The organism is Streptomyces sp. NPDC054842 (assembly GCF_053611025.1).
On sequence record NZ_JBSGZN010000025.1, the window covers coordinates 86,427 to 105,352 of the forward strand.

General features: G+C 70.6%; 14 protein-coding genes and 1 tRNA gene. 9 read left to right on the forward strand and 6 right to left on the reverse strand.

What is annotated here, in order from left to right; all coding sequences use genetic code 11:
- Positions 1-384 precede the first annotated feature (384 nt).
- Entirely contained in the window at positions 385-1,161 is a 777-nt protein-coding gene (locus ACWGIS_RS20825; protein ID WP_453363915.1) for a S1 family peptidase, read from the forward strand.
- Positions 1,162-1,459: 298 nt separating this feature from the next.
- On the opposite strand, the gene ACWGIS_RS20830 is transcribed toward ACWGIS_RS20825, so the two are convergent.
- Positions 1,460-3,367, reverse strand: coding sequence for a glycoside hydrolase family 35 protein (locus ACWGIS_RS20830; RefSeq protein ID WP_453363916.1), 1,908 nt, complete (start codon positions 3,365-3,367; stop codon positions 1,460-1,462).
- Between the two features lie 142 nt (positions 3,368-3,509).
- Between ACWGIS_RS20830 and ACWGIS_RS20835 the strand changes: the two genes are divergently transcribed.
- From ACWGIS_RS20835 to ACWGIS_RS20855, 5 genes are all read left to right on the forward strand, one after another.
- A complete protein-coding gene (locus ACWGIS_RS20835; RefSeq protein WP_453363917.1) occupies positions 3,510-4,394 on the forward strand; it encodes a helix-turn-helix domain-containing protein in 885 nt (294 codons plus the stop codon).
- Positions 4,395-4,405: 11 nt separating this feature from the next.
- Positions 4,406-4,777 (forward strand): chorismate mutase, encoded by a 372-nt coding sequence (locus tag ACWGIS_RS20840; RefSeq protein ID WP_453363918.1) that lies wholly within the window; start codon positions 4,406-4,408, stop codon positions 4,775-4,777.
- Positions 4,778-4,911: 134 nt separating this feature from the next.
- On the forward strand, positions 4,912-7,410 hold the full coding sequence (pepN, locus tag ACWGIS_RS20845) for an aminopeptidase N (RefSeq protein WP_453363919.1): 2,499 nt from the start codon (positions 4,912-4,914) through the stop codon (positions 7,408-7,410).
- A 778-nt stretch (positions 7,411-8,188) separates the two neighbouring features.
- Positions 8,189-9,589, forward strand: coding sequence for a pyridoxal phosphate-dependent decarboxylase family protein (locus ACWGIS_RS20850; protein ID WP_453363920.1), 1,401 nt, complete (start codon positions 8,189-8,191; stop codon positions 9,587-9,589).
- On the forward strand, positions 9,586-11,004 hold the full coding sequence (locus ACWGIS_RS20855) for a lysine N(6)-hydroxylase/L-ornithine N(5)-oxygenase family protein (RefSeq protein ID WP_453363921.1): 1,419 nt from the start codon (positions 9,586-9,588) through the stop codon (positions 11,002-11,004). The genes ACWGIS_RS20850 and ACWGIS_RS20855 overlap by 4 nt, the downstream gene beginning before the upstream one ends.
- Before the next feature lie 88 nt (positions 11,005-11,092).
- Here the strand turns inward: ACWGIS_RS20855 and ACWGIS_RS20860 are convergent, their stop codons facing one another.
- A complete protein-coding gene (locus ACWGIS_RS20860; RefSeq protein WP_453363922.1) occupies positions 11,093-12,898 on the reverse strand; it encodes a bifunctional metallophosphatase/5'-nucleotidase in 1,806 nt (601 codons plus the stop codon).
- Between the two features lie 141 nt (positions 12,899-13,039).
- On the opposite strand from ACWGIS_RS20860, the gene ACWGIS_RS20865 reads away from it, so the two are divergent.
- Complete coding sequence (locus ACWGIS_RS20865; protein WP_453363923.1) at positions 13,040-13,735, forward strand: SIMPL domain-containing protein; 696 nt, start codon at positions 13,040-13,042, stop codon at positions 13,733-13,735.
- A 127-nt stretch (positions 13,736-13,862) separates the two neighbouring features.
- Positions 13,863-15,299 carry a pyruvate kinase gene (gene pyk / locus ACWGIS_RS20870; RefSeq protein WP_453363924.1) on the forward strand — a complete coding sequence of 479 codons (1,437 nt, stop codon included), beginning with the start codon at positions 13,863-13,865 and terminating at the stop codon, positions 15,297-15,299.
- 44 nt (positions 15,300-15,343) lie between these two features.
- On the opposite strand, the gene ACWGIS_RS20875 is transcribed toward pyk, so the two are convergent.
- Both ACWGIS_RS20875 and ACWGIS_RS20880 read right to left on the reverse strand, forming a co-directional pair.
- On the reverse strand, positions 15,344-16,102 hold the full coding sequence (locus tag ACWGIS_RS20875) for a helix-turn-helix domain-containing protein (RefSeq protein ID WP_453363925.1): 759 nt from the start codon (positions 16,100-16,102) through the stop codon (positions 15,344-15,346).
- A gap of 106 nt (positions 16,103-16,208) precedes the next feature.
- Positions 16,209-16,283: transfer RNA gene (locus ACWGIS_RS20880), tRNA-Leu, on the reverse strand.
- A 104-nt stretch (positions 16,284-16,387) separates the two neighbouring features.
- Between ACWGIS_RS20880 and ACWGIS_RS20885 the strand changes: the two genes are divergently transcribed.
- Entirely contained in the window at positions 16,388-17,044 is a 657-nt protein-coding gene (locus tag ACWGIS_RS20885; protein ID WP_355790610.1) for an ANTAR domain-containing response regulator, read from the forward strand.
- A 273-nt stretch (positions 17,045-17,317) separates the two neighbouring features.
- On the opposite strand, the gene ACWGIS_RS20890 is transcribed toward ACWGIS_RS20885, so the two are convergent.
- Positions 17,318-18,034, reverse strand: a complete 717-nt coding sequence (locus ACWGIS_RS20890; protein WP_453363926.1) for an ABC transporter ATP-binding protein — start codon at positions 18,032-18,034, stop codon at positions 17,318-17,320.
- Positions 18,031-18,921, reverse strand: coding sequence for an ABC transporter ATP-binding protein (locus ACWGIS_RS20895; protein WP_453363927.1), 891 nt, complete (start codon positions 18,919-18,921; stop codon positions 18,031-18,033). The genes ACWGIS_RS20890 and ACWGIS_RS20895 overlap by 4 nt, the downstream gene beginning before the upstream one ends.
- Positions 18,922-18,926: the final 5 nt, after the last annotated feature.

The following is an 18,926-nucleotide window of genomic DNA, read 5'->3' on the forward strand; positions in this document are numbered from 1 at the left end:
GCGGGCGTGGCCGTGCACGCGCGCGTGGAGCTGTTCCGCGGTACGTCCACCGGACGCGCGCGTGGGGCTGTTCCGTGGCAGCCCACCGGCAGGGCGGGGGCGGCCGAGGGCTCCAGAGGCCCGTACGCGTGGGGCGGCCGCTTTCGCCAGGCGTACTTCTGTCGGGCTCGTGGGACGGCCGGGTGGACGTCCTCGGGCCGGACGTCCTCGGGCCGGACGTCCTCGGGCCGGACGTCCTCGGGCCGGACGTCCTCGGCTCGGCGTGGCCGGAAAGGGCGCCTTGTGGGGCGAGTGCGGCGGTCCCGATAATCCAACCGCGCGTTGTCGGGGTCATGCCATGCGACCCGGTTCCCCGCGCAACCCCCCACGAAAGGAAGCACGTTGATGTCTCTCCGCAAGTTCACCGGGCTCAGACGTCTCCTCGCGGCCGGCGCCGTGGCCCTCGCCGCCGTCTCCCTCCAGCCCCTGTCCGCCCAGGCGGCACCGCAGCCCGTCGTCGGCGGGACCCGGGCCGCGCAGGGCGAGTTCCCGTTCATGGTCCGCCTCTCCATGGGCTGCGGCGGCGCCCTGTACGCCAAGGACGTCGTCCTGACCGCCGCGCACTGCGTCAGCGGCTCCGGGAACAACACCTCCATCACCGCCACCGCCGGCGTCGTCGACCTGCAGAGCAGCGGCGCGACCAAGGTCAGGTCCACCAAGGTGCTCCGGGCCCCCGGCTACACCGGCCAGGGCAAGGACTGGGCCCTCATCAAGCTCGCCCGGCCCATCGAGCTGCCCACCCTGAAGATCGCCACCACCACCGCGTACAACAACGGCACCTTCACCGTCGCCGGATGGGGAGCCGCACGCGAGGGCGGCTCCCAGCAGCGGTACCTGCTCAAGGCCGCCGTCCCCTTCGTCGACGACGCCACCTGCCGTCAGGCGTACGGCAGCGACCTCGTGCCCGGCGACGAGATCTGCGCGGGCTTCCCGCAGGGCGGCGTCGACACCTGCCAGGGCGACTCGGGCGGACCCATGTTCCGCAAGGACGACACCGGCGCCTACGTCCAGGTCGGGATCGTCAGCTGGGGCGAGGGCTGCGCGCGGGCCGGGTACCCCGGTGTCTACAGCGAGGTGTCGACCTTCGCGGCCGACATAGCCCGGGCGGCGGCCGGACTCTAGCCGTCACCACACCGCTCGGGCCCCGTCCGGGCCCGAGCGGCACCCGAGGACGTGCGGGCCCTCCCTCCGGCAGGGCCCGCACCCCCGCCACCGCATCGGTGACACCCGAAGTACGGCACCCGCTACGCCCCCGGAACAGCGTCCGCACCGCCCTTTCCCGGGCGGCGGTGGCGCCTCCGAATCAGGCGTCCGCACCGCCCCCGCCCCGGCCAGGGCGTCCGCACCGCCCCCGCCCCGGCCAGGGCGTCCGCACCGCCCCCGCCAAGACCTCGCCCACGCCCCCGCGCGATCGCCGGCCTCACCCCGTCCCGGCACCCGCCCCCGACTCCACGGCGCCCGCCCCCGACGCCACCACACCCGCCCGGGACTCCGACTTCACCGCGGCCCCTCCCGGCGCCACCGCACCCGGGGCGCGCAGAACCGGTGGCGACGACACCGCCGCCCCCGCGCCGGACGCCTCCGGGGAACCCGGGGCCCGTGCACCGGCGCCCTCGCACTCCAGCACCCACACGTCGTTGGCGCCCTCCCGCAGCACCGGCCCCGGCACGTACAGCGCCCGCTGCGGCCCGACCGACCAGTACCGGCCCAGACAGAAGCCGTTGACCCAGGCGAACCCCCGCGTCCAGCCCGGGAGTTCGAGGAAGGCGTCCCCCGTGCCCCGCACCGTCACGGTGCCGCGGTACAGCCCCGGGGCTCCGTCCGCGGGCACCGGCGCGAACGGGACGCGGTCCACCTCGGCCACATCGTCCAGCGCGTCGATCCGCAGTCCGCGCGCCCGCACCCCGTGCAGGTACTGCCGCTCGTGCAGCAGCCCGCCGGTGATGCCCTTCGGCTCGCCCGTGCGCGGCCCGTAGTTGACCCGCCCCAGCGACTCCACCCACACCTCGACGCGCGCCGGCCCCGCCACCGGCTCCCGGAGCTGCTCGTCGCCCTCCGACAGCACCCCCGCCGGCACCCCGTCGACGCTCACCACGGCCAGGTCCCGCAAGCCCCGCAACGTCAGCGGACGCGGCTGCCGGGGCCCCGGAACGCTCACCTCGTACTTCACCAGCCCCCGGTCCACGTCGAGTTCCTCGAACGTCGGCGGCACCGGATGCTCGCCCAGGGGACCGCCCACCGCGTCCAGCACCGTGTCCAGGGACGCCCACCCCTCCAGCGCGGCCACCGCGGACCCGCCCAGCACCGCCGGGGCCGGCGGCACCTCCGGCAGCGGCCCGTCCGCGTACGCGGCGAGCACCTCACGGAAACGCCAGAACTTCTCGGTGGGGCGCCCCAGTTCGTCGATCGGCGCGTCGTAGTCGTACGACGTCACGTCCGGCTCCAGCGGACCCTCGTGCAGCTCACCGCCACCCCGGTTGGCACCCGCCCAGCCCGCGAAACTCGTACCGCCGTGCGCCATGTACAGGTTGACCGACGCCCCGCACTCCAGAATCTCCCGCAGCGCCGACGCCGCCTCCCCGGGATCCCGTACGACGTGCCCGGCGCCCCAGTGGTCGAACCAGCCGCACCAGAACTCCATGCACATCAGCGGACCCCGCGGCCGGTGCTCCCGCAGCGCCGCGAACGCCTCACGCGCCCGCGAACCGAAGTTCACCGTCGCCAGCACCCCCGGGACAGCGCCACCGGTCAGCATGTGGTCCTCGGGACCGTCCGAGGTGAACAGCGGCACACTCACCCCCTCGGCCCGCAGCAGGTCCGCCAGCCACCGCAGATACACCGCGTCGGAACCGTAGCTGCCGTACTCGTTCTCGACCTGCACCATCAGCACCGGGCCGCCGCGGTCGACCTGCCTCGGCACGACCTCCCGCAGCAGCCGCCCGAACCAGCGCTCCACCGGCGCCAGGAAACGCTCGTCGCGGCTGCGCAGCGCGACCCCCGCCCCCGTCAGCCAGTGCGGCAGCCCCCCGTTCTCCCACTCCGCGCAGATGTACGGCCCCGGACGCACGACCGCCCACAGCCCCGCCTCCCGCACCGCGTCCAGGAACCGGCCCAGCCGACCCACGTCACGAAAGCGCCCCGGGGACGGCTCGTGGAGATTCCACGGGACGTACGTCTCCACGCAGTTGAGCCCCATCGCCCTCAGCATCCCCAGCCGGTGCCCCCACTGCGCCTCGTGCACCCGGAAGTAGTGCAGCGCACCGGACAGCAGCCGCACCGGCCGCCCGTCCAGCAGAAAATCCTCTTCCCCCACCGTGAACTCGCTCATGCCCACCACCCTCACCCCCTGGCGGGAGCCACGTCCATGGACAAAGATCAGCGCGGGTTGGACCAATCGACGACCCCGGAAACGGCCCCCGGCGAGCCCACCACAGCCCCGGAACCCGCACGAGAAGGGCAGGAGGCGGACCATGTACCGGACCTGGATGCGGTACCTCACCCCCGGCCCCGCCCACCACCGGCTCGGCCTCGCCTGCCTCGGCGTCGGACTCCAGCACGGCGAACTGCCCACCGTCGGACCCCGCACCCTCGACCACCACGTCGCCGTCCTGATCACCGCCGGCAACGGCTGGTACCAGGACCCCCACGGACACCGGCACACCGTCACCGCCCCGGCCCTGCTCTGGCTCACCCCCGGCGTACCCCACCACTACGGGCCCGACCCCGCCTGGGACGAGTGCTTCGTCGACTTCACCGGCCCCGCCACCGACGGCTACACCGAACTCGGCTACATCGAACCCGGCCGGCCCGTCGTCCCCCTCGCCGACGCCACCGCCGCCCGCGCCACCATCACCCGCATCGCCCGCGCTGCCCGCCGCGACAACCCCCTGCTCGAAGTGGAGACCGGCGCCGCCGTCCACGAACTCCTCGTCGCCCTGCGCCGCGCCCGCGCCGACCTCACCCCCGACGGCGACGAAGTCCTCCAGGCACTCGCCCGCGACGCCTTCCAGCCCCTCACCGTCGCCGAACACGCGGCCCGCCACGGCATGACCCCCGCCGAACTGCGCACCGCCGTCCGCCGCGCCGCCGGCTCCAGCCCCAAGGACTACCTCCTCGGCATCCGCCTCGGCCACGCCAAGGAACTCCTCGCCGCCACCGACCTGCCCGTCGCCCAGGTCGCCCGGCGCGTCGGCTACGACGACCCCGCCTACTTCTCCCGCCTGTTCACCCGACGCGTCGGCACGGCACCCGTCCGCTTCCGCGAACAGCAGGCCCGCACCGCACCCGGCGAGTGGAGCGACCGGATGCCCGACCCCGACGATCCACCGATGATCGGAGAACCCCCCGCCCCTTAGGGTGAACTCCCATGACCCACGGCAATTTCAACGAAGCGAACACCCCGGCCGGACACGACGCCGTCGACCCCGCCGTCCGCGCCGAACTCGGCCGGCTCCGCGACAGCATCGACAACATCGACGCCGCCGTCGTCCACATGCTCGCCGAACGCTTCAAATGCACCCAGCAGGTCGGACACCTCAAGGCCCGGCACCAGCTGCCGCCCGCCGACCCCGCCCGCGAGGCCCGCCAGATCGCCCGGCTGCGCCAGCTCGCCGAGAACGCCAAACTCGACCCGGCCTTCGCGGAGAAACTCCTCAACTTCATCATCGCCGAGGTGATCCGCCACCACGAGCACATCGCCGACCACTCCGGAGGCGACCCCACCGGCCCGCCGCGGTGACCCCGCGCCCACCGGCCCGCACCCCCGCCCCCGACGGAACCTGACCCGACCGCACGCCCCCGCCCACCACCCCACCCCGGGACAAACGCCGTGTACCGATCCGGCGCTGTGCCATCCCGACACCATCGGGCAGCATGTCCCCCATGTCCGTACTGACGCGCGACGAAGCGCAGACCCGTGCCAAGCTCATCGACGTCCACCGCTACACGATCGCCCTCGACGTGACCGGCGGAGACGAGACCTTCGACTCCCTCACCGCCATCCACTTCACGGCCCGCGCGGACGCGGACACCTTCGTCGAGCTGAAGCCCGCCGACCTGCGCTCCGTCACCCTCGACGGACAGCCCCTCGACCCCGCCACCCTCACCGGGAACCGGCTCCCCCTCACCGGCCTCACCGCCGGCGAGCACGAACTGCGCATCGACGCCGCCATGCGCTACTCCCGCACCGGCGAAGGCATGCACCGCTTCACCGACCCCACCGACGGCGAGACCTACCTCTACACCCAGCTGTTCATGGACGACGTCCAGCGCGTCTTCCCCGCCTTCGACCAGCCCGACCTGAAGGCCGTCTTCGACCTGACCGTCCACGCCCCCGACGGCTGGACCGTCCTCGCCAACGGCATCACCGAACACCTCGGCGACGGCCACTGGAAAGCCGCCCCCACCCCCCGCGTCTCCACCTACCTCGTCGCCGTCGCCGCCGGCCCATGGCACTCCGTACGCACCGAACACCAGGGCCTGCCCTTCGGCATCCACTGCCGCCGCTCCCTCGCCCCGTACCTCGACGCCGACGCCGACGAGATCCTCGACGTCACCCGCGCCTGCTACGACCGCTACCACGAGAAGTTCGAGGAGCCCTACCCCTTCGACTCCTACGACCAGGCGTTCGTCCCCGAATTCAACGCCGGCGCCATGGAGAACCCCGGACTCGTCACCTTCCGCGACGAGTTCATCTACCGCTCCGCCGTCACCGACACCGAGCGGCAGACCCGCGCCATGGTCATCGCCCACGAGATGGCCCACATGTGGTTCGGCGACCTCGTCACCCTCCGCTGGTGGGACGACATCTGGCTCAACGAGTCCTTCGCCGAGTACATGGGCTACCAGACCCTCACCGAAGCCACCCGCTTCGACGACACCTGGACCGACTTCGGCGTCGCCCGCAAATCCTGGGGCTACGACGCCGACCAGCGCCCCTCCACCCACCCCGTCGCCCCCGACCCCGACGCCGTCCCCGACACCGCCTCCGCGATGCTCAACTTCGACGGCATCTCCTACGCCAAGGGCGCCTCCGCCCTGCGCCAACTCGTCGCCTGGCTCGGCGAGAAGGACTTCCTCACCGGCATCAACACCCACTTCGCCCGCCACAAGTTCGGCAACGCCACCCTCGCCGACTTCATCGCCTCCCTCGCCGACGCCACCGACCGCGACGTCCACGCCTGGGCCGCGGCCTGGCTGCGCACCACCGGCGTCGACACCCTCACCCCCACCGTCACCGCCGGCGACGACGGCACCTGCACCCTCACCGTCGACCACGCCGGCAGCCGCCCCCACCGCATCGCCGTCGGCCTCTACGACCACGACCTCACCGACGACGGCCGCCTCACCCTCCGCGGACGCCTCGAACTCGACGTCCCGCAGAACACCCCCGCCCCCATCGGCAAACGACCCGCCCTGCTCCTCCTCAACGACGGCGACCTCACCTACGCCAAGGTCCGCTTCGACCCCGAATCGTTCGCGACCGTCCGCCACTCCCTGTCGGCCCTGCCCGCACCCCTCACCCGCGCCGTCGTCTGGAACGCCCTCCGCGACTCCGTACGCGACGGCGAACTGCACCCCGCCGCCTACCTGGAGGCCGCCCGCGCCCACCTCCCGCGCGAGACGGACCTCGCCGTCGTCCAGGGCGTCCTGTCCTTCGCCACCGTCCAGGTCGCCGACCGCTACCTCCCCGCCGAGGACCGCCCCGCCGCCCTCGCCACCCTCACCGACCTCTGCCGCGACCTCATCCGCCGCACCGAGGACGGCCGCGACCCCGGCCTCCGGCTGACCGCCGTGCGCCACTGCATCGACGTCGCCGCCCACCCCGACACCATCAGCGCCTGGTTCTCCGAGGGCACCGTCCCCGGCGGCCCCGAACTCGACCCCGAACTGCGCTGGCGCATCCTCGGCAGGCTCGCCGTCCTCGGCGCGATCGACGACGCCGTCATCGAGGCCGAACTCGTCCAGGACCCCAGCGCCACCGGCCGCGAAGGCGCCGCCCGCTGCCACGCCGCACTGCCCGACCCGCAGGCCAAGAGCAGGGCCTGGGACGAGATGTTCGCCTCCGACGACCTCTCCAACTACCTGTTCACCGCCACCGCCCAGGGGTTCTGGCAGCCCGAGCAGAGCGACCTGCTCCGCCCCTACGTCGAGCGCTATTGGCAGGACGCGATCGCCGTCGCCGCCCGCCGCGGCCCCGCCATCGCCGAAGCCGCCGGACGCTGGGCCTTCCCCGCCCACGCCGTCTCCGCCGACACCCTCCGCCTCGGCGAGCGGTGCCTGCGCGACGGCGACCCCATCCCGGCCCTCCGCCGCAAGCTCGCCGACCAGCTCGACGACCTTGCCCGGGCCCTGCGGGTCAGGGAGGCGTAACCCCCGACGGCCCCGGCCGTACGACACCCGAGGGCGCCCGGCACCAACCCGGGCGCCCTCTCCCGTACGCCCTCGTCGGCCCTCGGCCGAGCGTCCGCCTCGACCCGACAGACCGCGAAACCGACACCTCCAACTGGCCGCTCGGCCCGCCCCGGGCCCACCCCAGTACCGGGGGAGTGCCCGGCGTGCACCCAGTCGGGCGGTCCGGCGCGCCCGCCCACGCACCGGGCCGCCCGGTCCACGCGGGACCTGCGGACGTTCGGCCCGCGCGGGGCCTGCGGACGTTCGTTGCGCGCGGGGCCTCCGGGCGTTCGGTCCGCCCCCGCACCCACCGGAGTACCGGGGGAGTACCGCACGTGGCCCCGCCGGGCGGGACGGTGTGCACACCCGTCACCGGGCCGCCCGGTCCGCGCGGGGCCTCCGGACGCTCAGCCCGCCACGGGCCCACCCCAGCAACCGGGGGAGTGCCCGGCGTGCACCCGGTCGGGCGGTCCGGCGCGCCCGCCGGGCTCCGGGCTGCCCGGTCCGCGCAAGGGCTGACACAGATCACGTCCGGCGGTCCGGCGGTCCGGCTGCCCGGCGTGCCGTCGGGCCGCATCCGCCCGGGCCGGGAGGAGCCGCCCGCTTCGGCCGGTGCCCTAGCATCCCCGCGCCCCCCACACCTTCCGCCCACCCGGCAGTACCCCCTTTCGGGTCCCGGTCGTTGGGCTTTCCGGGCGCGCCGCACCCCTCGCGTCCACGCTGGAACCCCCTGCCCCGCGCCCCCTCGGAGACGCCCATGAGCTCGCCGCCCCTCGCCTCAGGTCCCGACGGCCCCGGCGCACTGCGGCCCCTGCTCGACACCGTCCTCGACGCCCTGCGCGAGGGCGCCGCCACCCGCGGCGGCCCCCTGCCCGCGGGCGGCCCGCAGACCGTCGCCCACCGCCTACGGGACGCCCTCGGCGACGCACTGCCCCGCGAAGGCTCCGACGACGCCCTGCACACCCTCGTGCGCGCCCTCGCCGAAGGCGCCGCCGACCCCGCCGACCCGCTCTGCGCCGCCCACCTCCACTGCCCGCCCCTCGCCGTCGCCACCGCCGCCGACCTCGCCGCCTCCGTCCTCAACCCCTCCCTCGACTCCTGGGACCAGGCCCCCGCCGCGTCCGAACTGGAAACACTCGTCACCGACGCCCTCGCCGCCGAGATCTACCCACCCGACCCCCACGAGACGAACACCCGAACGAAGAAAGGTGCCGCCCTCGTCACCACCGGCGGCACCGAAGCCAACCAACTCGCCCTCCTCCTCGCCCGCGAGACCCACAGCGCCACCCAACTCGTCTGCGGAGCCAACGCCCACCACTCCCTGCGCCGCGCCGCCTGGCTCCTCGGCCTCCCCGAACCCGTCGTCGTCCCCGCCCCCGCCGGCACCATGGACCCCGCCGCCCTCGACGACGCCCTCACCGAACTCCCCGGCCCCCGCGGCTCCTTCCTCGTCGCCGCCACCGCCGGCACCACCGACGCCGGACTCATCGACCCCCTGCCCGACATCGCCGACCGCTGCGCCGCCCACGGAGCCCGCCTCCACATCGACGCCGCATACGGCGGCGCCCTCCTCCTCAGCGACCACCACCGCACCAAACTCGACGGCCTCGCCCGCGCCCACACCGTCACCCTCGACCTGCACAAACTCGGCTGGCAACCCGTCGCCGCCGGCCTCCTCGCCGTACAGGACCCCGACGACCTCCACGTCCTCGGGCACTCGGCCGACTACCTCAACGCCGACGAGGACACCCACGCAGGCATCCCCGACCTCCTCGGCCGCTCCCTGCGCACCACCCGCCGCCCCGACATCCTCAAAATCGCCGTCACCCTCAAAACCCTCGGCCGCACCGGACTCGGCGCCCTCATCGACCGCGTCTGCGCCCACGCCCGCGAACTCGCCGCCCTCATCGAAGCCCACCCCCACTTCGAGCTCTACGACCAGCCCACGATCAGCACCGTCCTCTTCCGGCCCGCCGAAGCCACCGACGACACCGTCGCCGCCGTACGCCGCACCCTCCTCACCGAAGGCCGCGCCGTCCTCGGCCGCGCCACCCTCGACGGCCGCCTCTGGCTCAAAGCCACCCTGCTCAACCCGCACGCCCGGACCGGCGACCTGGCCGCGCTCCTGAAACTGGTGGAAGGACACACAGCCCGATGAGCCCGACGCCCATCCCCCCACACCACGAACCCGAAGCACCCCGCGACCTGGTGGGCATCGGCATCGGCCCCTTCAACCTCTCCCTCGCCGCCCTCGCCCACCCCCTCACCGAACTCGACACCGTCTTCTACGAACAACGCCCCACCTTCGACTGGCACCCCGGCCTCCTCATCGACGGCACCACCCTCCAAGTCCCCTTCCTCGCCGACCTCGTCACCCTCGCCGACCCCGCCAGCCCCTGGACCTTCCTCAACTACCTCAAAGCCCGCGACCGCCTCTTCCCCTTCTACTTCGCCGAGCGCTTCCACATCCAACGCGCCGAATACGACGGCTACTGCCGCTGGGTCAGCGACAACCTCCCCGGACTCCACTTCGCCCACCAGGTCGACGCCGTCCGCTGGAACCCCGAACGCGCCCTCTTCGAAGTCGACTACACCCAACTCGACAACGACGGCGAAGCCGAAGCCCTCGGCCGCACCTACACCCGCAACATCGTCATCGGCGTCGGCACCGCCCCGCACATCCCCGACGCCCTCAAACCCCTCGTCGAAGCCCCCGGCGTGCCCGTCATCCACGCCGCGGACTACCTCGAACACCGCGACCGCTTCCTCACCGCCGACCACATCACCGTCATCGGCGCCGGACAATCAGGCGCCGAAGTCTTCCTCGACCTCCTCCGAAACCGCCCCACCGGACGCGAGAAGATCCACTGGCTCGCCCGCACCGAAGCCTTCGCCCCCATGGAGTACTCCAAACTCGGCCTCGAACACTTCACCCCCGACTACACCCGCTACTTCCACGCCCTCACCGAACCCGTACGCGACCGGCTCCTCGCCGCCCAATGGCAACTCCACAAAGGCATCGACGCCGACACCATCGCCGCCATCCACGACGAGCTCTACCGCCGCACCCTGCACGGCGGCTGGCCCGACGCCGTCCTCACCCCCGCCGTCCACGTCCGCACCGCCGGACGCGTCGCCACCACCAAAGTCGAACTCCACCTCGAACACGTCCAGCAAGGCACCCGCTCCCGCCTCACCACCGACGCCGTCGTCCTCGCCACCGGCTACCGCGAACGCCCCCTCGGCCGCATCCTCGCCGGACTCGACCCCTACCTGCGCCGCGACAGCGCCGAACGCCCCCGCATCGACGACCGCTTCCGGCTCGTCCTCGACCCCTCCGTCGCCGGCAACGTCTACGTCCAGAACGCCGAACTCCACACCCACGGCGTCGGCGCCCCCGACCTCGGCCTCGCCGCCTGGCGCAGCGCCACCATCCTCAACACCCTCACCGGCAAAGACCCCTACCCCCTCCCCGACCGCACCTCCTTCACCACCTTCGGACTCGACCCCACACCCCACGTCCCCCACGCCCGCCGCGCCCCCGTCCTCACCCCCCTCGTCGACGAACGCTGACACCGGCGCCGGCCGCGACCGACAGCACAAAGCCCCGGACCAGGACGGCACCACCGTCCCAGCCCGGGGCCCACACCCCGGCCGGCTCCTAGAAGACCGGCACACCGTCCCGCGTCAGCCGCCAGTCCACCGACGCGAACTCCGCCGGATCCAGCACACCCTTCGCCGTCACCCACTCCGCGATCCGCGTACGGATCTCCGTCGACTCCGACCACAGCTCCTTCGCCGACGCCACGTGCGGGAAGGCGCCACCGCCGTTCGCCCGGTAGTTGTTCACCGCGAACACGAACTGCTGGTCGTCCGCCAGCGCCGCACCCTTGTACGACAGGTTCCTGATCCGCGAACCCGGCGCCTGCGCGATGTCGATGTCGTACTGCAACCCCGACACGTAGTCGTAGTTGTAGTCCGGCCGATTGTTCGCGTTCGTCAGCTTCTCCGTGTCCACCGCCGCGTCCGGCGCCGTCCGCACGAAGTACTCCGCCGAATACTCCAGATACGCCCGCACCTGAGCACCCGTCAGCAACTTCGCCACCAGCGTGTTGTCATACACGTACAGACTCGACAGATCCCGGATCGTCACCTCGCCCGCCGGGATCTCCGACGTCCGCGAGAACGGCGACGCCTGCGCGATCACCGGCAACGACGCGTACTCCGTACCCGCCAGCGCCGCCCGGACCACGTCCTCCTGCACCTTCGTGATCAAGTCGATGATCGGCGCGTCCTTGAACCTCGCCTCCACCGTCGTCAACGTCTGCGTCGCCGTCCCCACCACCTGGTTGACGTACGCCACCACCGTGTCGTGCTCCGCCTTCAGCAGCTTCGTGATCCGCGGATCGTCCGCCACCGTCCGCGAATCACGGAGCGACGCCGCCACCGACTCGACCCGCCACCGGCCCTTCTCGAAAACCAACTCGAAGTCGAACAGCGACAACCGCTCCGCGTAACACAACGGCTCCGACAACACGACCGTCCGGCCCGTCGCCGCGTTCGTCACCTTCAGCTCCGGAATCTCCACATGCGCGTGCCCCACCAGGATCGCGTCGATCCCCGGCACCTGCTGCGCCACCAGAGCCGCCGAATTCTCCACATACGGCAACTGATCACCGTACGACGACGTACCCGACGAACCACTGTGCGCCGACACCACCACCACGTCCGCACCCATCGACCGCAGCTTCGGCACCCACTTCGCCGCCTGCTCCTCAAGCCCCGGGAACGTCAACTTGCCCTGCACATACGCCTTGTCCCAGATCGCGATACCCGGATTCGTCAACCCCAGCACCGCCACCCGCACCGGCGGCAGACCCGGCACCCGGAACGTCTTCATGAAGTACGGCGGGAAAGCCGGCCTCAACGTCTTCGCGTCCAGCGCATTCGCACCCAGCAACGGGAAATCACACTGCGACTCGAACTTCCGCAGCGTCTCGAGCCCGTAATTGAACTCATGGTTGCCCAGCGCCACCGCGTCATAGCCGATCGCGTTCATCGCCTGCGCCATCGGATGCACCGGACCACCCTTCGCGGTGATCGGATCCACCTTCGCGTAGTAATACGTCAGCGGCGTGCCCTGAATCGTGTCACCCGCGTCCAACAGCAGCGTGTGCGCACGGCCCTTCTCCTCACGGACCTGCTCCACCAGCGTCGAAATCCGCGCCAGGCCCATCGCGTTGCCCTTGGCGTCGGAGTACTCCGCGTCCTTGAAGTAATCCCAGTTGAAGACATGCCCATGCAGATCGGTCGTGCCCATCACCGTCAGCGCATACCGCTTGGGACGCTTCGCACCCCCCTCCGCCACCGCCGCCTGCGCGGCCGGAGCACCCGCCGCACCCGTCAGCGCCACCCCGGCACCCGTCACAGCGGACCTCTTCAGAAACTTCCGGCGGTTCAACGGCATGTCACAGACTCCTCGGGGCGATGGTGAACGACGCGCGTAGATTCTGACCCGGCCGACACACCCCCGAACAGATCCCGCAGGTTGCGATCTGATGACCGGCAGACCCCACAACCCCGCCACACCGGTGACACAGTGGGACGTATGACCCCCACCCCCGACACCCCCCACCACAGCGGCGCCACCCCCCAAGCACCCCACCTCACCGTCCGCGGCGAAGCCCACCTCGAAGCCCAACCCGAACTCGCCCGCATCGGCATCACCCTCACCGCCCGCGGAACCGACCGACACACCACCCTCACCGACCTCACCCACCGCAACACCACCACCCTCGACCTCGTCAAAACCTACGGAGACGCCGTCGAGCACCTCGAAACCGGCACCCTCACCCTCACCCCCGAACTCACCCGCCACGGCCGCGGCGAACGCATCCGCGCCCACCACGGCCACCTCCACCTCACCGCCGAACTCAACGACTTCACCGCACTCGGCGAACTCACCACCCGCCTCGCCGACCTCGACCTCACCCGCATCGACGGCCCCTGGTGGACCCTCCGCCCCACCTCACCCACCCACCGCCAAGCCCGACAGCAAGCCGTCCACGACGCCCTCCAACGCGCCCGCGAATACGCCGAAGCCCTCGGCACCACCCTCACCGCACTCCTCGACCTCACCGACACCGAACCCCAGCCCACCCACCCCCTCGGCCGCGCCATGCGCACCATGACCTACGGCACCGAAAACACCGAAGAACCCCCACCCCTCGACCTCGAACCACAACGCCAACACCTCTACGCCCAGGTCACCGCCCGATTCACCATGGCACCACCGAATATGTAGTACCGCAGCGCTCATCAGAGCACCCCCGCGCACAATTCAACCCTTGTCAATAGCCCTTCACGCAAAGGACGTTGGGCAGTCACACACACCCAATTCCCTACCCGCCGGTAAGCCCTAGGCTCAAACCATGCGCCGAGCAAAAATCGTCTGCACCCTGGGCCCCGCCACCGACTCCTACGACCAGATCAAAGCACTGGTCGAAGCCGGAATGGACGTCGCCCGATTCAACCTCAGCCACGGCACCCACGCCGAACACGAGGAGCGCTACCAACACGTACGAAAAGCCTCCGACGAGACCGGCCGCAGCGTCGGAATCCTCGCCGACCTTCAAGGCCCGAAGATCCGCCTCGGCCGCTTCCGCGAAGGCCCCGTACTCCTTGAACGCGGCGACACCTTCACCATCACCGTCGAACCCGACACCGAAGGCGACCGCCACACCTGCGCCACCACCTACGCCGGACTCGCCACCGACGTCACACCCGGCGAACGCATCCTCGTCGACGACGGCAAAGTCTGCCTCGAAGTCACCGCCGTCGACGGCCCCCGCGTCCGCACCACCGTCGTCGAAGGCGGCATGGTCTCCGACCACAAAGGCCTCAACCTCCCCGGCGTCGCCGTCTCCGTCCCCGCCCTCTCCGACAAGGACGAAGCAGACCTCCGCTGGGCCCTGCGCACCGGCTTCGACGTCATCGCCCTCTCCTTCGTCCGCAGCGGCCGCGACATCGACGACGTCCACCGCATCATGGACGAGGAAGGCCGCCGCCTCCCCGTCATCGCCAAAGTCGAAAAACCCCAGGCGGTCGACAACATCGACGACATCGTCGCCGCCTTCGACGGCATCATGGTCGCCCGCGGCGACCTCGGCGTCGAAATGCCCCTCGAACAAGTCCCCATCGTCCAGAAACGCGCCATCAAACTCGCCAAGCGCAACGCCAAACCCGTCATCGTCGCCACCCAGATGCTCGACTCGATGATCGAGAACTCCCGCCCCACCCGCGCCGAAGCCTCCGACGTCGCCAACGCCGTCATCGACGGCACCGACGCCGTCATGCTCTCCGGCGAGACCAGCGTCGGCAAATACCCCATCGAAACCGTCCGCACCATGTCCCGCATCGTCGAAGCCGCAGAAGAGGACATCCTCGCCAAGGGACTCCCGCCCCTCACCGAACGCAACAAACCCCGCACCCAGGGCGGCTCCGTCGCCCGCGCCGCCGCCGACATCGGCGACTTCCTCGGCGCCAAGTTCCTCGTCGCCTTCACCCAGTCCGGCGACACCGTCCGCCGCCTCTCCCGCTACCGCTCGCCCATCCCCCTCCTCGCCTTCACCCCCGACCCGGCCACCCGCTCCCAGCTCAACCTCACCTGGGGCGTCGAGACCTTCCTCGGACCCCACGTCGACTCCACCGACGCCATGGTCGACCAGGTCGACGAACAGCTCCTCAAGATCGGCCGCTGCCAGAAGGGCGACATGGTGGTCATCACCGCCGGCTCCCCGCCCGGCATCTCCGGCTCCACGAACCTCGTCCGCGTCCACCACATCGGCGAGGACGACACCCCCAAGTAGCCGCCGCCCGGGCCCCTCCCGAGAAGGGGCCCACCGCGCCGCACTCAGTACTTGGGACCCACGTGCGCGTCCATCAGAGCCACGTCCGCCCTCCGGGCCACGGAGATGTTGAACGCGTTCCCGTGCCGGGTGCAGTGCGTCCACGCGACGCCGAGCTTGTCGAGGGTGTCGGTGAACAGCCGCCGGATGTCGTCGGACACGTTGGTGAAGAAGTACCGGGGGTACTCGTAGCGCTTGCGCTCACCGGCGACGACGCGTGTCGTCCAGTTGGTGATGCGGCACCCGTCGGAGTGGATGAGCCCGCGGACGAACTCCCACGGATGAACGTCGACGATCTCCTGCTGCCAGTCCGCGAGCACGATCGCCCGCTCGTGCTTCTTGCCGGGGCCGTGTTGGGGGAAGAGGGCGGGCCAGTGCGGGTAGTAGCTGACGACTGAGGTGTACCCCTGGGCCTGGAGGCGGTAGGCGTTGTGCGCTGGACTGATCGCACGTACGGCGGCCTCGCACGCCGCAATGAGTCCTGGCCATGCGTCGGCGCAAGCGACGCGCAGGTAATGGCCCTTGCCGCGCGAATGCGCGCTGATGCAACCGTCACCCAGGTAGAGGCCCAGCAGGTAGGCATACGAGATTCGGTCGGCTGGTGGCCCGGGAACCGGAGTAGCCATCCGGGGCAGAGGATGAAGCCGGGTCTGCCAGGAGCGGATGGCCGAACGGGAGATACCTGTTTCCCGGCTCACCGAATTCAGGCTGCGGCCCTGTTCCACCAGCTCGAGTGCTCGTTCGCGCGTGTTGAGGTCGTACATGCGAACACTGTGCGAAGAGCTCGCGAGCGACGTGCGGCAAAAAGCGGATGTTCACGAGAACGTGGACATCCACTTCTGAGGTGTGACCTTGTAATCCAAGGAAAAGTGCCCCGGGTCGGACTCGAACCGACACTGTATGGGTTTTGAATCCATTGCCTGCTGCCAATTGGGCTACCGGGGCCCGGTGAATCGAAGGTTGACCCCGACCCACTGCCCGACCACCTTACCGCAGCTAGGTACGCTCTTGGGAGCAGTACCTGTCTGCCCTGGAACAAGGAGCACCCCGTGACCGCCCCCGAGTCGCCCCAGCCCGTGGACGCGCCCGACGACGACAAGTCGCACGTACCTCCGCTGACGACCCGTGTCGTCATCGCCGAGGACGAGGCGCTGATCCGTCTCGATCTGAAGGAGATGCTGGAGGAGGAGGGCTACACCGTCGTCGGTGAGGCGGGTGACGGTGAGCAGGCCGTCGAGCTGGCCCGGGAGCACAAGCCGGATCTGGTGATCCTGGACGTGAAGATGCCGAAGCTGGACGGGATCTCGGCGGCGGAGAAGATCGCCGAGGAGAGCATCGCGCCGGTGTTGATGCTGACGGCGTTCTCGCAGCGTGATCTGGTGGAGCGGGCGCGTGACGCGGGTGCGATGGCGTATCTGGTGAAGCCGTTCAGCAAGAGTGACGTGGTGCCGGCGATCGAGATGGCGGTGTCGCGGTTCACGGAGCTGAAGGAGCTGGAGAAGGAGGTCGCTGACCTGAGTCAGCGGCTGGAGACGCGGAAGCTGGTGGACCGGGCGAAGTCGGTGTTGCAGACGGAGTACGGGCTGTCGGAGCCGGCGGCGTTCCGGTGGATTCAGAAGACGTCGATGGATCGGCGGATGTCGATGCAGCAGGTGGCGGAGGCGGTTATTCAGGACGCCGAGGAGAAGAAGGCGTCGAAGGGCTAGGGTCTGTCGTTTGGATCAGGCCGGCCTTGACGAACGGTTCGTCTTGGCCGACCCGAGCGGGGTCTGGTGCGTGCAGCTGCAAGGCGGAGGAGGGAGCCGACGCGGAGCGTCGGCGACCGACGACAACGCCGCAGATGTGCGTGCCAGACCCTGCGACGCCGGCATGATCCAGACGACAGGCCCTAGTCCGCCCGGTTCGGAACGTGCGAGAGGCCCGCGACCCCGTTGGTGGGGTGGCGGGCCTCTTCGTGTGCCCGGTGTGGGGCGGGGGGATCAGTCCTCGCCGAGGTAGGCCTTGCGGACGGATTCGTCGTGGAGGAGGTCCTGTCCGCTGCCGGAGAGGACGATGTTGCCGATTTCCATGACGTGTCCCTGGTCGGCCAGGGAGAGCGCGGCTTGGGCGTTCTGTTCGACGAGCAGGATGGTGGTGCCCTGGGCCTTCAGCTCGGTGATCGTTGCCATGATCTTCTGCATCATGATCGGCGAGAGGCCCATGGAGGGTTCGTCGAGCATGAGGAGTTTGGGCTGGGACATGAGGGCGCGGCCCATGGCGAGCATCTGCTGTTCGCCGCCGGAGAGGGTTCCTGCGGCTTGCTTGCGGCGTTCCCCGAGGATGGGGAAGAGGTCGTAGGCGCGCTGGATGTCCTTCTCGATGCCTGCTTTGTCGGTGCGGAGGAAGGCGCCGAGTTGCAGGTTTTCGGTGATGGTGAGCCGGGGGAAGATGTGGCGTCCCTCGGGGGAGTGCGCGAGTCCGAGGGCGACGATCTTGTGGGCGGGGATGCCGTTGACGATCTTGCCGTCGAAGCGGATGACTCCGGAGGTCGGCTTGAGCAGTCCGGAGAGGGTGCGCAGGGTGGTGGTTTTGCCGGCGCCGTTGGTGCCGATGAGGGTGACGATCTGGCCGGCTTCGACGGAGAAGGAGATGCCCTTGACGGCTTCGATCTTGCCGTAGGCGACCTTGAGGTCTTCGACCTCGAGCAGTGCGGTCACTGGGCGCTTCCTTCCTTGCTGGTGGTGCTGGTGGTGCTGGTGGTGCTCTGTGCTCCGTGTGCTTCGGCGGCTTCGACTTCGGCGAGTTCGTCGGCGCCGGGGGCGCCTTCGAAGGGGGTGCCGAGGTAGGCCGCGACGACGCGTTCGTCGCCCTGGACGACGTCGGAGGTGCCTTCGACGAGTTTTTCGCCTTGGACGAGGCAGGCGACGCGGTCGCACAGGTTGAAGATGAAGCGCATGTCGTGCTCGATGACGAGGACGGCGATGCCTTGGTCCCGGATGGCGAAGACGAGTTCTTCGGTGGCTCGGGTTTCCTGGGGGTTCATGCCGGCGGTGGGCTCGTCGAGGAGGAGGAGTCCGGGGTCGCTGGCGAGGGCGCGGGCGATTTCGAGCTTGCGCTGTTCGCCGTAGGGGAGGTTGCGGGAGAGGTGGTCGGCCTTGTGGGCGAGGCCGATGAACTCCAGCAGTTCCATGGCGCGTTCGCGGCTGGCGGCTTCTGCTTTGCGGAAGCCGGGGCCGCGGAGGAGGGCGGACCAGAGTCCTTCTTTGGTGCGGGTGTGGCGGCCGACGAGCACGTTTTCCAGGACGGTCATGTTGGAGAAGAGCCGGATGTTCTGGAAGGTGCGGGCGATGCCGGCGCTGGTGACGAGGTGGGGCTTGGGGGGCAGGACGGTGCCCTTGTAGGCGACTTTGCCCTCGGTGGGGACGTAGAGGCCGGTGAGGCAGTTGAAGAAGGTGGTTTTGCCGGCGCCGTTGGGGCCGATGAGGCCGACGATCTCGCCGCTGTTGACGGTGAGGTCGACGCCGCGGACGGCGGTGAGGCCGCCGAAGCGCATGGTGACGCCGGTGGCTTCGAGGACGGGGCTGGGGGCTGTGGTGGTGGTCATGGTGG